Source organism: Mucilaginibacter endophyticus (assembly GCF_003351025.1).
Classification (GTDB): Bacteria; Bacteroidota; Bacteroidia; order Sphingobacteriales; family Sphingobacteriaceae; genus Mucilaginibacter; species Mucilaginibacter endophyticus.
Map to the genome: position 1 here is coordinate 491,229 of NZ_QPCG01000004.1, position 14,018 is coordinate 505,246.

Below are 14,018 nucleotides of genomic sequence, written 5' to 3' on the forward strand. Positions count from 1 at the left end.
CTACACCCTCCCAAGGGAGGGATTCGCACAAGTCAGCTTTTTTTATTTTATATGTATCTTATATTAATCATTCAACCCCTTGCCATTTAAAATCTGAGGCATCCATTTCTCAACCCTGGCTTCCCGGGTTGATGATTGTTTGGGTTGCGAAAAATGCAGCAGGTAGGCTTTTTGGCGGCCTGGCGTCAGGGCTTCAAATGCGGCTTTCAGTGCCGGAATCGAATCTAATTTGCTTTGAAACTCGTCGGCCACGACAAAATCTTCTGTCTTTTTCAGGATTACCTTTAAGCCTGCCTTTTCCACCTCAATGGCTTCATAAATGTAGGCTTTCAGGATACTCCTTCGTTCGGTTACCTCTTCAACATTGGTAAACCGGATCTGCCGGGCTGCCTGCACATTCTCCGATTGCTGGATCAGGATCTGATGTGTGTCGCTTAACAACGCGCCCTTGAAAAATAAAAACGCGCAGTATTCTTTAAATACGTGTATTAAAACAATGTTGCTTTCGCGGTAGGTATAACATGGGCAACCCCATTTCAATTCTTCGGTCAATCCGCAATCAAGGGCAATCAATCTCAATTGCGCTATTTCTTCCCGCCACTTTTCGGCTTCGTTAAAATAAAAATCAACCTTAGGGTTCATGTTGTTTATTATTGATAAACCGGGCCCATCTTTCTGTCAACCGGTCTGAAATAGTACGAAATTACTGTTAGTACCAGTAAAAGCAAAGCAGGAAATATCTCATTCACCGCATTGCCCGCCGCAAGATGCGAAAAAATCGCTCCCGACATAGCAAAGAAGAAACCTGCGTAAGCCCATTCTTTCACCACCGGAAATTTAGGAATGAGCACCGCTATAACGCCCAAAACTTTCCAGACACCCAATATCGTCAGAAAATAAGCGGGATAACCCAAACGGGCAACACTATCGGCCCCTCCTGCTCCCGATTTCATTTTCATTAACTGTACCGCCCCGGTTGATATCATCCCCAAGGCAAGCCAAAGGGTAGCAATCCAGTAAATAATTTTATTTCTTTTCATAACAGGCTATTATTTCAATTTGTTTAATACTTCCTGCAGACGGTTGTGCGCCATGTTTATGCCATATTCAAAAGGCAGTTTCAGCATCTGATCCCTGAGCTCGGGCGTCCTGTACACCACATGCATATTGAGCCGACTGGTATCGTCGGTAAGTTTTTCAAATTCCAGGAACTCCAGCTGTACATCAAATGGCGCGTTGTCCATTTCAAACGTGCGGGTAATTTTTTGGTCGGGTATAAACTCATGAACGGTTCCGTTGGCTTTAAAAACCACGTTACCATGTGGGTCTTTGGTTTCAAACAGCCAGCTGCCGTGCTTTTTATTTTCCAGCTTCAGCACCCTGGTTCCCATCCATTGCTCAACAATTTCGGCCTCGGTATATGCTTTAAAAAGCAGCTCGACCGGTAACTCAAATACCCTGGTTATGGTTAAATCCTGTTTGCCGTTTTCGGCGTCAATTTTGGTTTTCTTCTCCATGTTATTTGCCTTTATAGTTTTTCATGATATCTTCTAATTTGTTGAACCGCTCTTCCCACATAGCGCGGAAGGGCTCAATAAAGTCGGCTACGTCTTTCATTCTTTCAGCATTGATATGATAATAGATCTCCCTGCCGTTTTGCTCCTGTTTAAGCAATTCGCACTCGGTAAGTATTTGCAGGTGTTTGGAAACAGTGGGCCGGGCGGTATCAAAATTGGATGCAATTACGCCGGCAGTCATGGCTTGGGTGGCCACAAGCAAAAGGATAGCCCTCCGGGTTGGATCGGCTATAGCCTGGAATACGTCTCGTCTTAAATTCATCGTGTAGCTATTTGACTACAAATATAAATGTAGCCATTTAACTACGCAAATGTTTTTAACATTTTTTTCGACGCCTTAATAACTTTAGGGAAAGGGTAGTTTAATTGGTGACCACTTTTAATATCGGTACTTCATCCAATGGAGAAGCAAGCATCCTGGCAGCCATTAAATGGCTTTCCGGCCCAAACCATGATTTTCCGTTTGTCATCACGGCCGTTATGCGGTACGTTGAACCAATCTCAACAAATTTGCAGTGATATACCTGTTTCGTTACTTTATTTTCAATAACGGCTGAACCGTACCTGTTTGATATGGGCATGAACGAAACGTCAATTTGCCCGCTTTTTAGATCCATTTCTGAAAGGGATTTAAATAACCTGTGATTTAAAACTTTTGCATTCATATAAATTTAAACATATGAGTGCTAAAAGAGGGCTGTTCAGATTGTTCAGTTTTTGATTAGGGCAAACCCGCCTGTTCAGCGCTGCTGCATGAAGATATCTTATTGATCCACAAACCTTCCAGCACGCCGCGATAACCTGTCAAAAACACATTAATTTATTTTCTGAAAGTAATAAAATGAGGCTTTACTTATTTTGTAATACATTCTTAACACGCCTTCGCCTAAAAAAGTGTAATTTTAGGTCTTCTTAGGTTATACTACTGGTAACAGTAAACTATAATAATTTATGGGTATGAATGCCATTCACAATAAAGATATTGGGACCAAGCAAAAAGCACTGGCCATTAATCTTAACCCCGAAATTTATGGCTCATTTGCCGAAATTGGAGCAGGACAGGACGTAGCAGCAAACTTTTTTAAAGCCGGGGCATCATCCGGCACAATAGCCAAAACCATGTCGGCCTATGACATGCTTTTTTCAGATGCCATTTATGGCGTACAACAAAGTCGCCGCTATGTGAGCGAACCACGGTTAATGGCTATGCTTAGCCACGAATACGGCCTTATCATTGAGCGCCTTGGCGCACAACGCGGTGATACATCAACGTTTTTCGCTTTCGCGGATACGATATCGGCCCTTAACTACAACAAAACTAACGAAGGCCACGGCTGGATGGGCGTACGCTTTCAGCAGGAACCGAATGGGCAGTATAATGATGTGGTGATTCACGTTAAGCTGCTGGATAATGATAATAACCTGCAGCAGCAGGCCGTAGGCATATTAGGTGTAAACCTGATGTATGCCTGCTTTTATTACAATGAGATTCCGCCGGTATTCCTGCTTTCGCTGATGGATAACCTCTCGCGCGACAGGATCCAGATTGACATGATCCGCTTTGAAGGGCCAAACTTTACCAAGGTTGATAACCGCCTCATGAGCCTTCACCTGGTAAAATACGGTTTTTCGGATGCTGCGCTGTTCGGGCCGGATGGTAAAAACCTTCAGCCTTCAGAAGTTCTGTACAAAAAACACATCGTAATGGTGCGCGGTCGTTTCCGCCCGGTTATTAATGTGCACATGGATATGTTGAACACCGGCGTTAAGCAATTCCTGCAGGAATCGGATGTTGACAAGGAAAATGTAGTGGTAGTTACCGAGCTCACACTACAGGCCCTTAAAGAACGTAACGCCGATATCAATGCCGATATCGATGAAAAGGACTTCCTTGACCGGGTAGACATCCTTGGCTCACTGGGGCAAACGGTAATGATCTCCAACTTCCATGAGTATTATAAGCTGGTGGCCTACCTGTCAAAGATCACCAAACTTAAAATGGGCGTTGTACTCGGCTTCCCTAACCTGGAGTACATCTTCTCTGAAGAGCATTATAAAGATCTGCCGGGTGGTATTTTGGAATCATTTGCTACACTATTCAGCCGTAAGGTAAAATTATTCATATACCCTACCCTGCGCGATGGCGTAATCTGGAACTGTTTACGTTTTTACCTGCCGCCGCACCTGATAGACTTGTATCGCTACCTGATAGCTAATAATAAGATAGAGGATATCAGGCATTATAACGAAAACAATCTTAACGTTGAAACCGACAATGTGCTGGAGTTGATAAAACAAGGGGTCGATGGCTGGGAAGAATTTGTACCTGCCGAAGTGGCCTCTATCATAAAAGAACGCCGCCTGTTTGGTTATGCTTCCGGATTGGAGCCGGCAAAAGCACTTGATGCCCCTCCGACGGATGGTGATCGTACAGAAATTGATATCGCTTAAAAAGCAGAAAGCCCAAGGCTTAAGGCCGATTGAGCAAGTATCCATATTATAAAGCAGGGATGATGAATTAATTCACCATCCCTGCTTTGTTTTTATTTATAAAACGAGTTAATTACTACGGCAAAACCGACGGCTTTTGACCAAGGATGTATTTAATCCTTTCGGCCTGGCCTGAAGTATCTGTTTTTAGGTCGAGCGCTTTACCATTTAGCTGCTGATAATTAACAGCCACAGTATTGCCCGACGAAGCCGTTTTAACCACTTCAACCGATTCAACATCTGATGGGATCTTAGCGCCAAACCAGTGATCATCTTCTTGCTGCTTCCAGGTTACCAGTGTAAAAATCTCATTTCCGGCAATTATCTTATTCCCCTCAATGGCAGCTTTTAGTGCCAGATCATTACCATAAAGCGTTGAAGCCGTTCCTTTTGTTTTATTAACGAACGATGTAATTACCTTCAACCCATCGAGGTTATATTTAGGCGACGATGGCAGTGCGGCTTTGGTGTTGTACAGTTCAACCGGCTTATTATCTGAGCAGGCCGCCAGCATTAGCGTGCAAGCTGCAAGTAAACTATATAATACTTTCATAGGTTAATGTTTAATTGGTTGGGTAAATACAAAATCTTCGGCGGCCATTGGCTTATGGCAATTCATACACTCATTTGTAAATAATACATTGGCGCCACCGTACGGAACCATTTTGGGTGTTTTAAACCTTGCCCATCCCCAGCCATAGGTCGACGCGTATTTTTTATCATCCTTTATCATGTACTCAACCTGTTTAAATTCTCCGGTGTGCGTAGTTCCGTCTTTATCCTGTAATTGCGCCCAGGCCACTTTGGCAAATATGGCTCCGTTTGGCCATGGGTGTATATTGTTTTCTTTGATGGCCTTTACGGCTATATCATTACCAAAAATCACGCGCAGGGTATTGTTATCAAAGCGCTCGGTGGTGCTGATGGGCTGCCAGTTTTTATAATCGGGGATATAAGCAATACCGTTGGCGGCTGTTGGCAATTTGGTGATAGCCGGTTCATTTTTTTCCCAATGCTGATATTGCTTGTCTGCCGCGTTGATAGCAGCAGTATCGGCAGGCTTACTATGAACCATACTTGCAAGATAGTTTTTCAACACAGCCAGGTCGGCCGGTGATACTTTGGCTTCGGTATGGACCGCCGTATAGCTTGGCAAAGGCATGGCCCCGGAGATAATTTGATTGATGGACTCCCAAAGTTTTGCTTTTTGATCAGCTGGTGCGAGTTTATTCCATTCTGAAAAATTAAGATCGACCCTGCCATCCTTGATGTGCGAAGCCACACCCCAATAAACCGGGACTATCTTATCATACCAGCGTAAGTTGGTATTGTTAGAGTGGCAATCATAACAAGCACGCTGAACAATGGCCTTCACATCGGCAGGCACTTCCAGGTCGCCGGTTACGGGTGGATTAGGGACATCGGGGCGTACAAACTGGATACCCACAAAGCCCAGGAATAAAATCATGATAATAATGAATACTTTTCGTTGATACAAAGGTTTTCTGTTGGTTCTCATAGCCTTTCGGTTTTGTGATACAAAGAAAAGTACAATCACTAACAATGAATATCACAATTAGTTGAGCAGGTGAAAACAATCGTTAAACGGGTAAAAAAGGAAGTTGAAACTACAAAACAAGCGGTTTTTGTGCACCATTGTTTTATTCCCTCCCTTGGGAGGGTAATAGCCCATCATTAGACAGCAACAGAAAATGACAGGCCGTATAGTTTACTCACCCGGTCTGCGCTGCGCTGGACCACCCTCTCTGCCCTCCGGGCAAAGAGGGTAAGAAAAAACAAGTTAAAATCCCCTCTTTACGCTTGCGTAGAGAGGGGTGGCGAGCGCAGCGATGCCGGGGTGAGTCGATACTTGCAATGTTTTCACCATCAACAATCTAATTATCATATCCGAATAAACTTTAAATTAGCTTGGCAGTCAAACACGCGCATAAATCATCCCAACAAATGAAAACAAGATCAATCTTACTCTTATTGCTTATTTCCCTTTGCGCTGTTAAAGCGGATGCGCAATACAATTTCAGCAAGGTTGATAACTGGTTAAACGACCATGCTTCAGAAATGGGTGGCCGGGTGGTACTTGTTATTTATAAGGATGGCAAGATCGTTTATAACCATGCCGCCAATGACATGAATATGCGGCAAAAATTTGTAAGCCGGATGGTAGCCCGTAGACAAGGTAAAAAGGCCGATCTGGATGATTACACCTCTACTTCAAGGGCAGCTATTGCCAGTTGTAGCAAATGGCTAAGTGCCACATTGGTAATGACCTTTGTTGATGAAGGTAAAATAAAACTCACCGATACCGTTGGCAAATACCTGCCTGTGCTCTCCCAACATGGGAAAGGCAGTATCACCATAGGTCAGTGTTTATCGCATCAAACGGGGATCAAAACCCCTCCCTTAAAAGAAAGCCTGGAGGATATGCGCCAGGATAACTCGATGGACGATGCCATTGCCGATATTGCGGCCTTACCAATGGAAGGCACACCTGGAAAGGTTTTTCATTACAGCAATGCCGGTTTGCAGATTGCCGGTGCCATTTTGGAAAAGATTAGCGGCAAGAGCTTTGAAGCCCTGTTTGCCGAGCGCATAGCGCGCCCGTTGAATATGCAGCACACCGATTTTGGTAACGCCAAAGTGGCCTTACCCGCCGGCGGGGCTTATAGTACTCCCGAAGATTACCTGAATTTTTTAACCATGATCATGAACCGCGGCGTTTTTAACGGCAAGCGCATCCTGAGCGAGAACAGTATAGCACAGATGCAGATAAACAGGATCACGCCCGACGTAAAGATAGCCTACTCCCCTGCCGAAGCCGGAGGTTTAGGTTACGGATATGGCGAGTGGGTATTTGATGAGCACACAGTAAGCAGTCCGGGACTGTTCGGTAGTTTCCCCTGGATTGACAAGGATAAAAAATATGCCGCCTTTATGATGACTTTCTATCTTAAAAACGACGGCCGGCAGCAACGCTACAAGGAACTAAAGCAACTGGTGGATGAAGCCGTAAAGTAGTAGTTTTGCAGCCATGAAGCTGTATATTAAAAACATGGTTTGCAGTCGCTGCAAGATGATGGTGAAAACCGAGCTTGAAAAAGCCGGGTTGCAGCCCTTATCTGTTGACCTTGGCGAAGTAGAAGTTAAGGAAGCTCCTTCCACATCACAGCTTAAACAATTAGAAAGTTCATTAAACGAACTTGGTTTTGAATTGATAGATGATCAAAAGAGCCGCCTTATTGAGCAGATCAAAACGCTTATTATTGAGCATGTTCACTATAATGAAACACAATCGCCCTTAAAACTTTCTGCCCTGCTTACATCAAAGCTTAACTATGATTACGGCTACCTCAGTAATCTGTTTTCGGCAGTAGAAGGTACAACTATCGAAAAATACCACATCGCCCAGCGAATTGAAAAAGTAAAGGAACTGCTGGTTTACAATGAGCTTAATCTCTCGGAGATAGCATTTCAATTAGGTTACAGCAGTGTTGCTTATCTGTCCAGTCAATTTAAACAGGTAACGGGGATGACGCCTTCTGCTTTTAAGGCTTTACAGGGCAGTAAACGAAGGAATCTGGAGGATATATAGAAAGCCCTTTTGGGCCTGCCTATCAAAGAATGTACACGGAGTGATGAAATCCAATGCCTTTGAAGTATAGATGTCTTAGGTGTGGAGAGCCTGTCATCCTGAGCTTGTCGAAGGACGCGCGCAGAGGCCCCAACCGCTATGCTTCTACTGGTTCAGCATAACCCCCTTTTTTTATTGTTATCCTTTGTTCTTGAGGATGACAAATACTTAATAGCTTATCTTATTATCCCCTGTTCTCCCACACCTGTAAATCTTATAAATCATAACTATAATACTGTAACAGCTTACGCACAACCCCATGGTAATTTTGTATCAACAATTACAAATTATCATGACGCATACATATAACATTACCGGAATGACCTGCACCGGATGTCTTGCTAAGGTGCAAGGCCTGTTGCAACAGGTCCCTAATATTGAGAAAGTTGATATTTCACTGGCCGAAGGTACCGCCGATATCACCATGACAAAGCACGTATCAACAGCCGATCTTCAGCAGGCGCTCGCCGCCTATCCAAAATATCAACTTAGCGAAGCAGAGCCGAACCACCATACTATGAGTATGGCCGATGATACCGAAAACCGCACATGGCTTCAAACTTATAAACCCATCCTGCTTATATTCGGATATCTGCTGGCGGCATCATTAATTGCGGGCTATAGCAGCGCATTTAACATCATGACCATGATGCGCGTTTTCATGAGCGGCTTTTTCCTGGTGTTTTCATTTTTCAAGCTGCTGGATATTGGCGGCTTTGCCGATAGCTATAGCATGTACGATGTAGTAGCCAAACACTGGCGTGGATGGGGTTACGCTTATGTTTTTGTTGAATTGGGCTTGGGTCTTGCCCTTGCATTGAATATAGCACCGGCAGCAGTCAACACGATCATGGTTATAGTAATGACTATAAGTCTTGTTGGTGTACTGCAAAGCGTTTTCAATAAAAGGCAGATCCGTTGCGCATGCCTTGGCGCTGTGTTTAACCTGCCCATGAGCACCGTAACCATTATTGAAGATGGCTTGATGATTTTGATGGGGATTGTGACATTGGGCCTGATGTAAAAGGCCCCTAACAGAATGTCATTTCGATGGATCGGAAGAGGGCTGCGCATCGGTGCGAAAGAGAAATCTTATACACCATGTAAAGTTTGCAGACCGGGCGTATAAGATTCCTCCTTACTCCCAAGCAAATCCTTGCCCTGTTCGTCGAAATGACATTTTTTTTACATCCTGAACCGCAAAGCCACAGAGCGTCCTAAAGCCTGAGCAAAGTCCGGTTCAATCACAGGGCCTTCGCCAGCTTGCACCCAAACACGGCGAGCATCTTTTTGCAAAATGATCTTCTCTCCGTTCAATAAAATTTCGAGTTCGCTGGTGGCCGAAGTAATTGGCGAGGTGTTGATTTGATACACGTAATCGGTATCGTTAAAAGTTATTCTTAGTGGCAATCCCATCTTTATCTTCTCTCCGGTAAACATACATATCCCACGTTATAAAAACAACAACAGTTGGTTTATGGCTTCAATTAATATCTTAACTGCCTTTATTTCAGCGAATTATTTTACAAACCCGATTACGCGGCCAGCTGTAATTCAACCTTGTGGATGAGGCTGTTCATGCCAAATGGCTTGTGCAAAACGTCGTCCGGACCTCCTTTTTGTGGTATGATTGCATCCGTTTCCTCACTTTCTGAACAAACAATTACACGCAGATTTTTTGTTGCTGAATTCAATTTAATAAGCCGGCAAAGCTCCCGTCCGTCCATACCCGCATTAACAACATCCAGGATCACCAGGTCCGGATGACAAGCTTTAATGATCTTAAAAATTTCCTGGACACGGGTTGATGAGGCTACCTGGTAACCTTTACCGAGCAAAATGTAGGTCATTACCTCTATCATCAGCTCGTTATCATCAACTATCAAAATTCGTTTCGCCATATCCGTGCCCTTCTTAAGGTCATAATAGCAATACAAAGCACATGCCATTGATTAACTTACAGTTAAGCGGCAAAACCCTATATCAAACAGTGTCTGTTTTTCTAATGAGATTTTAACATTTATCGCCTTGATTATTAAACACAATTGATCTGTTTTATTACATTTGGCATGTAGTAAATAGATTTAGCAGGTAAAAATGGATAATATTAATATCAAGAAACTGGCAAAAGAGCTCAACATATCCACTTCAACTGTATCGAGGGCCTTTAACGGAAATACTGATATTAATAAAGATACCAAAGAGCGCATACTGGCTTACGCCAAACAACATAATTATTTACCTAACCACTACGCCAGTAACCTTCGCGATAAAAAAACCAAAACCCTTGCCGTTATTGTTCCTGAAATTGCTAATGACTTTTTTTCGCAGGCCATAAACGGAATTGAAGAGGTTGCCCGAAAAAAAGGCTTTTATATTTTGCTTTACCGCACCGATGATGTTTTTGAAAAAGAGGTTTCGTTTGTAAACTATCTTAACAACGGCAAGGCCGATGGTATTATCATGTCGGTATCCGGAGAGGCCAATGACCATAATTATTTAGGCCAACTGGAAAAAAAACACGTCCCTGTTGTTTTCTTCGACCGTGTTTATGAGGATATCGAGGCTGCCAAAGTAACCACCAATGACTATGACAGTAGTTTTTCGGCTACCGAACACCTGATTAAAACCGGCTGCAAAAAAATAGCCTACCTGGTGGTTAATAAAAGTATTTCGATTGGTAAGGTGAGGATGCAGGGGTATTTGGACGCCCTGGCCAAACACAAGATCGCGTTTGATGATAACCTGGTTATCGACTGCAGCAACGACGAAAAGGTGAATTATAAGATCCTTAAAAAAGCCCTGCAGGAAATTAAACCCGATGGCATTTTCAGTTCGGTAGAGCGTTTGGCTTTCGCCACCTATTATGTTTGTAATGATCTCGGCATTTCAATACCCAATGATCTGAAAGTAATTAGTTTCTCGAGCCTTAGGGTAGCCCCGCTGTTGTGTCCTCCCCTTTCAACTATTACACAACCAGCCTATGAAATGGGTGTGAAAGCGGCGACACTATTATTCGATGTACTCGAAAATAACGGCAGTGCGTCTAAAAAGGAGCATGTATTAAAATCGAAGCTGTTTATCAGGAAGTCTTCGACTGGTGAGTAGTGAGTAGTTGATTGGGTGAATGGTTTAGTTCTAATACCTAAAGTCATTCAATCAACCTATTTAGCTGAGTTGTGAATAGTTGGCTCGGTGAGTGGCTTAATCTCAGCATATAAAACCACTTAACCTAATCAACCATTCACCTAATCAACCAAAAAATTTACGCTTCAATAAAAAGCTCGCCTTGTGGGCGGCGTACTTTTATCATTTTGCTGTATGCATCATCTTCGGCACGGAAACCTACCGCGGCAATTACTGTAGTGGTTAATCCTTTTTCTTTAAGACCAAGGATCTCGTCAAATTTTGCAGCGTCAAAACCTTCCATCGGAGCGGCATCTACACCAAGCTCTGCGGCTTCGGCCAATAAAACGCCTAAAGCGATATAAGCCTGTTTGTGCGACCATTCAACTTTTTGCGCATCCGTACGGCTGGCCAGCGTGCCTAATACCATTTGCTCATAACCTGCAAGGCTTTCGCGGGCAATGCTGCGGGTTGAAGCCACAAGATCGATGAATTTTTTGCCGAAATCTTCGTCAAGGTTTGTTAATGAAGCAAATACAAACAGGGCCGATGAATCGGTGATTTGCGCCTGGTCATACCCTACCGCACGTAGTTTTTGTTTGGTTTCGGCATCCTGTACAACAATCACTTTATATGATTGCAAACCTAATGATGATGGTGCTAACTGGATGGCAGTTTTTAAAGCATCTAATTGTTCTGCACTTATTTTTTTGCTGGGATCGAATTTCTTAACAGCCGATCTCCATTGTAATTTTTCTACTAATGACATGATTATCTCAATTGTTAAAACAAATATAAATGTTTAAACATATAAGTTTAGCCATGTAATTGTAAATTGATAATTTTTCGGGTTTATTAAATACAAAACGGGCATTCTGCAAACCAGAATGCCCGTTTGAATATATAATATATCGGAACCTCACGGCATCTTATCCTTCAGCTCCTTTTCCTTTTCATCCTCTTCGTTCCGTAACCGTCGTTTCTCCTGTCGCACTTCTTTCCGGGTTCGGCCGCCCGTGGTATCTACGGCGTCAATCTTCAGCTTGTATTCGGCTTTGAGCGCCTCTATTTGGGCTTTGATCTGTTCTTTTAAGGTTTGCTCTTTTTGTTTCTGCTTTTCTTCCGCTTTTTGTTCGGTAGTATCTTTTTTACCGAAAAGACGCTGGAAGAAATTTGGCCGTTTCACAGGCTCTTCAACCACAGGTAAAATGCTGTCATCGTCTGCTCCGCCTTGTTTCATGAGGCTATCGGCAGTAGCAGTATCAACTGGTGCAATCTGGCGGCGCAGGCTCTCTCTTAAGCGCACTTCGTAAAAACCATAGGCATTGGTATCGCGGGCGGTATAACCTTTTATAGCCATCAGCTTTCCTATCAGGTTAAAATAGCCATGCAGTCCCGGTCGTAAACTGCCATCCGGCTGAAACGCGTACAGGCCGCCTTTAGGATATGGAACAATGCTGGCCAGGTAAATACTTTCGCCCAAACTAAGTTCAGACGGCGCTTTGCCAAAGTAATAATGTGATGCTTCGGCAATACCATAAATGTTCTTTCCCCATTCAATAATGTTAAAATAAACCTCCAGCATCCTGTCTTTGGTCATGATGCGGTTGTTTTCGATAAGCCAAACAATCAGGATCTCTTCTATTTTACGCGCCATGGTTTTTTCACGGCTCAGGAAAGCGTTTTTAACCAGCTGCTGCGAGATCCCGCTGCCACCGCGTTTATATTTTTTTGTTTTAAAGTCGGTAGCAATTGATTTACGGATAGCCTCCATCACAAAACCATGATTGGTGTAAAATGAAGGGTCCTCCGCTGTCATCACCGCGTTTCTCAAATTAGGCGAAATCTGCTGCAGCGGGGTAAACTCAGGGTTTTCCGGGCCAATCAAATGCGGCGCCATTGGTTTGCCTTTTTCGTATGGCGTATAAATGAATGGGCTGTTCAATTTGGTTAAATCGGTGCGACCAAATTTCAGGATCCGGAAGTTATCTTTATCCATCCCCGAATCAAATATCAAATCGTCGGGTTTTGAAGTATCCATGAAAAAGTTCATGTGATAGTTCAGCTTACCGGCAACCTGGATCCCATCAAGCGCGTCAAACATCCCGGTAGGGAACGAATCAAACATATCGGCGGCGTTAAGCCATCCGGTGTTCAGCTTCAGTTCATAAATTTTTACCGGGTTAAGCGTGTATTTAATAAATGGATGGGCTGTTAATTTTTTTACATGGATGGTGGAGGTACTATCGATAGATACATAATTGGTACCTACTTTAACATCGGCGTCAATAGCAGCCTCCGGGAACACAATATCCGTAGATGAAATGCCTGGATGATGGATCAACAAATTTTTTACCGACCATGAACCCGATATCGAGGTTTCGCCGCTGCTGTGATCCTCCTTGGTTAGTTTGGTTTGCAGCGTATCGAAGTTAAGCTTCAGGTTAAATTTCTTTTCGATGAAAGGCAGCTCCACTTTTTGGCGATTATCGGCATAAAGCATTACGTCGATGTCCTTATCCGACGGATGCATTTTACCGGCAAAGTGCCAGGTAGCTTCCCCATCGTTTACTTTTATAGTTGAGCTTAGCTGTCCGTCTTTGATCAGCGCTGTTTGGGCTAAAAGCTTAAGCTGCGCGCTGTCACTTTTAAAGCTGATCATGAAATTATTGAGCGCCAAGTTATCCGGAATCTTATAAAGTACTTCGTTGATCAGGTTATGAGCTATATTGCTTAAATCGGCTTTAGTATCAGTAGCCGTCGAATCCTTTTTCTTTTTAAACAGGAAGTCGAAGTTTTTAACCCCATTCTTATCGATAAGGTGAATGAAGCCGTCCTGTAATACCACATCCGATAGTTTTACCTCACCCAACACCAGCGGCATGATCCTTACACTCACCACAAAGTTTTTTATATTCAGCAAACTATCGCGCCCATCAGGTACAATGCTGATATCCGAAAATGAAACTGTGCTTAGGCCGGTAAATCGGGCCGATCCTATTTTTACATCTAAATTATAATCTCTTTTGGCTTTTAATTTAGCTTTGTCAATGGCTTTTTCGAGCAGTGCTCCGCGTTTTGAGTAGGCAACATATCCGCCGATAAGCAGAATAAGAATTAAGGGAACGAGAATGTATGCGGCTATGCGTATATATTTAGGATTAAGGCGCTTCATT

At 43.3% G+C, this 14,018-nt stretch carries 16 protein-coding genes; 5 read left to right on the top strand and 11 right to left on the bottom strand.

Annotation, left to right across the window (positions count from 1 at the left end):
* Positions 1–63 precede the first annotated feature (63 nt).
* The 5 genes from DUL71_RS19005 to DUL71_RS19025 form a co-directional block, all read right to left on the bottom strand.
* Positions 64–642: a YdeI/OmpD-associated family protein gene (locus tag DUL71_RS19005; protein WP_114939578.1), complete on the bottom strand. Its 579-nt coding sequence runs from the start codon at positions 640–642 to the stop codon at positions 64–66.
* An 8-nt stretch (positions 643–650) separates the two neighbouring features.
* A complete protein-coding gene (locus tag DUL71_RS19010) occupies positions 651–1,040 on the bottom strand; it encodes a DoxX family protein (RefSeq protein ID WP_114939579.1) in 390 nt (129 codons plus the stop codon).
* A gap of 9 nt (positions 1,041–1,049) precedes the next feature.
* Positions 1,050–1,517 (bottom strand): SRPBCC family protein, encoded by a 468-nt coding sequence (locus DUL71_RS19015; RefSeq protein WP_114939580.1) that lies wholly within the window; start codon positions 1,515–1,517, stop codon positions 1,050–1,052.
* Position 1,518: 1 nt separating this feature from the next.
* Positions 1,519–1,839, bottom strand: a complete 321-nt coding sequence (locus DUL71_RS19020) for an ArsR/SmtB family transcription factor (protein ID WP_112568216.1) — start codon at positions 1,837–1,839, stop codon at positions 1,519–1,521.
* A 100-nt stretch (positions 1,840–1,939) separates the two neighbouring features.
* Positions 1,940–2,194 (bottom strand): hypothetical protein, encoded by a 255-nt coding sequence (locus tag DUL71_RS19025; protein WP_154402434.1) that lies wholly within the window; start codon positions 2,192–2,194, stop codon positions 1,940–1,942.
* Between the two features lie 340 nt (positions 2,195–2,534).
* Here DUL71_RS19025 and DUL71_RS19030 point away from each other — a divergent pair, with 340 nt between their 5' ends.
* The gene (locus tag DUL71_RS19030) at positions 2,535–4,028 is read left to right on the top strand and encodes a TonB-dependent receptor (protein ID WP_114939582.1); all 1,494 of its coding nucleotides are present in this window, start codon (positions 2,535–2,537) and stop codon (positions 4,026–4,028) included.
* A gap of 115 nt (positions 4,029–4,143) precedes the next feature.
* Here DUL71_RS19030 and DUL71_RS19035 read toward each other — a convergent pair whose 3' ends face one another.
* Positions 4,144–4,620, bottom strand: coding sequence for a hypothetical protein (locus tag DUL71_RS19035; protein ID WP_114939583.1), 477 nt, complete (start codon positions 4,618–4,620; stop codon positions 4,144–4,146).
* A gap of 3 nt (positions 4,621–4,623) precedes the next feature.
* Complete coding sequence (locus DUL71_RS19040) at positions 4,624–5,586, bottom strand: heme-binding domain-containing protein (RefSeq protein ID WP_114939584.1); 963 nt, start codon at positions 5,584–5,586, stop codon at positions 4,624–4,626.
* Between the two features lie 446 nt (positions 5,587–6,032).
* On the opposite strand from DUL71_RS19040, the gene DUL71_RS19045 reads away from it, so the two are divergent.
* From DUL71_RS19045 to DUL71_RS19055, 3 genes are all read left to right on the top strand, one after another.
* On the top strand, positions 6,033–7,103 hold the full coding sequence (locus DUL71_RS19045) for a serine hydrolase domain-containing protein (protein ID WP_114939585.1): 1,071 nt from the start codon (positions 6,033–6,035) through the stop codon (positions 7,101–7,103).
* A gap of 13 nt (positions 7,104–7,116) precedes the next feature.
* Positions 7,117–7,677 (top strand): AraC family transcriptional regulator, encoded by a 561-nt coding sequence (locus DUL71_RS19050; RefSeq protein ID WP_114939586.1) that lies wholly within the window; start codon positions 7,117–7,119, stop codon positions 7,675–7,677.
* Between the two features lie 331 nt (positions 7,678–8,008).
* Positions 8,009–8,740, top strand: a complete 732-nt coding sequence (locus DUL71_RS19055; protein ID WP_114939587.1) for a heavy-metal-associated domain-containing protein — start codon at positions 8,009–8,011, stop codon at positions 8,738–8,740.
* A gap of 161 nt (positions 8,741–8,901) precedes the next feature.
* On the opposite strand, the gene DUL71_RS19060 is transcribed toward DUL71_RS19055, so the two are convergent.
* The gene (locus DUL71_RS19060; protein WP_244228795.1) at positions 8,902–9,156 is read right to left on the bottom strand and encodes a hypothetical protein; all 255 of its coding nucleotides are present in this window, start codon (positions 9,154–9,156) and stop codon (positions 8,902–8,904) included.
* A 95-nt stretch (positions 9,157–9,251) separates the two neighbouring features.
* The gene (locus tag DUL71_RS19065) at positions 9,252–9,617 is read right to left on the bottom strand and encodes a response regulator (protein WP_161964468.1); all 366 of its coding nucleotides are present in this window, start codon (positions 9,615–9,617) and stop codon (positions 9,252–9,254) included.
* 196 nt (positions 9,618–9,813) lie between these two features.
* On the opposite strand from DUL71_RS19065, the gene DUL71_RS19070 reads away from it, so the two are divergent.
* Positions 9,814–10,824 (top strand): LacI family DNA-binding transcriptional regulator, encoded by a 1,011-nt coding sequence (locus tag DUL71_RS19070; protein WP_114939589.1) that lies wholly within the window; start codon positions 9,814–9,816, stop codon positions 10,822–10,824.
* 157 nt (positions 10,825–10,981) lie between these two features.
* Here DUL71_RS19070 and DUL71_RS19075 read toward each other — a convergent pair whose 3' ends face one another.
* Together DUL71_RS19075 and DUL71_RS19080 are read right to left on the bottom strand one after the other, a co-directional pair.
* Complete coding sequence (locus tag DUL71_RS19075) at positions 10,982–11,611, bottom strand: NAD(P)H-dependent oxidoreductase (RefSeq protein WP_114939590.1); 630 nt, start codon at positions 11,609–11,611, stop codon at positions 10,982–10,984.
* Positions 11,612–11,761: 150 nt separating this feature from the next.
* Positions 11,762–14,017: a transglycosylase domain-containing protein gene (locus tag DUL71_RS19080; protein WP_114939591.1), complete on the bottom strand. Its 2,256-nt coding sequence runs from the start codon at positions 14,015–14,017 to the stop codon at positions 11,762–11,764.
* Between the last annotated feature and the right edge of the window lies 1 nt (position 14,018).

Excerpts from the sequence above, each read along its gene's own strand:
- DUL71_RS19005 (WP_114939578.1), bottom strand. The coding sequence starts at position 642 with ATGAACCCTAAGGTTGATTTTTATTTTAACGAAGCCGAAAAGTGGCGG.
- DUL71_RS19010 (WP_114939579.1), bottom strand. The coding sequence starts at position 1,040 with ATGAAAAGAAATAAAATTATTTACTGGATTGCTACCCTTTGGCTTGCC.
- DUL71_RS19015 (WP_114939580.1), bottom strand. The coding sequence starts at position 1,517 with ATGGAGAAGAAAACCAAAATTGACGCCGAAAACGGCAAACAGGATTTA.
- DUL71_RS19020 (WP_112568216.1), bottom strand. The coding sequence starts at position 1,839 with ATGAATTTAAGACGAGACGTATTCCAGGCTATAGCCGATCCAACCCGG.
- DUL71_RS19025 (WP_154402434.1), bottom strand. The coding sequence starts at position 2,194 with ATGGATCTAAAAAGCGGGCAAATTGACGTTTCGTTCATGCCCATATCA.
- DUL71_RS19030 (WP_114939582.1), top strand. The coding sequence starts at position 2,535 with ATGAATGCCATTCACAATAAAGATATTGGGACCAAGCAAAAAGCACTG.
- DUL71_RS19035 (WP_114939583.1), bottom strand. The coding sequence starts at position 4,620 with ATGAAAGTATTATATAGTTTACTTGCAGCTTGCACGCTAATGCTGGCG.
- DUL71_RS19040 (WP_114939584.1), bottom strand. The coding sequence starts at position 5,586 with ATGAGAACCAACAGAAAACCTTTGTATCAACGAAAAGTATTCATTATT.
- DUL71_RS19045 (WP_114939585.1), top strand. The coding sequence starts at position 6,033 with ATGAAAACAAGATCAATCTTACTCTTATTGCTTATTTCCCTTTGCGCT.
- DUL71_RS19050 (WP_114939586.1), top strand. The coding sequence starts at position 7,117 with ATGAAGCTGTATATTAAAAACATGGTTTGCAGTCGCTGCAAGATGATG.
- DUL71_RS19055 (WP_114939587.1), top strand. The coding sequence starts at position 8,009 with ATGACGCATACATATAACATTACCGGAATGACCTGCACCGGATGTCTT.
- DUL71_RS19060 (WP_244228795.1), bottom strand. The coding sequence starts at position 9,156 with ATGTTTACCGGAGAGAAGATAAAGATGGGATTGCCACTAAGAATAACT.
- DUL71_RS19065 (WP_161964468.1), bottom strand. The coding sequence starts at position 9,617 with ATGGCGAAACGAATTTTGATAGTTGATGATAACGAGCTGATGATAGAG.
- DUL71_RS19070 (WP_114939589.1), top strand. The coding sequence starts at position 9,814 with ATGGATAATATTAATATCAAGAAACTGGCAAAAGAGCTCAACATATCC.
- DUL71_RS19075 (WP_114939590.1), bottom strand. The coding sequence starts at position 11,611 with ATGTCATTAGTAGAAAAATTACAATGGAGATCGGCTGTTAAGAAATTC.
- DUL71_RS19080 (WP_114939591.1), bottom strand. The coding sequence starts at position 14,017 with ATGAAGCGCCTTAATCCTAAATATATACGCATAGCCGCATACATTCTC.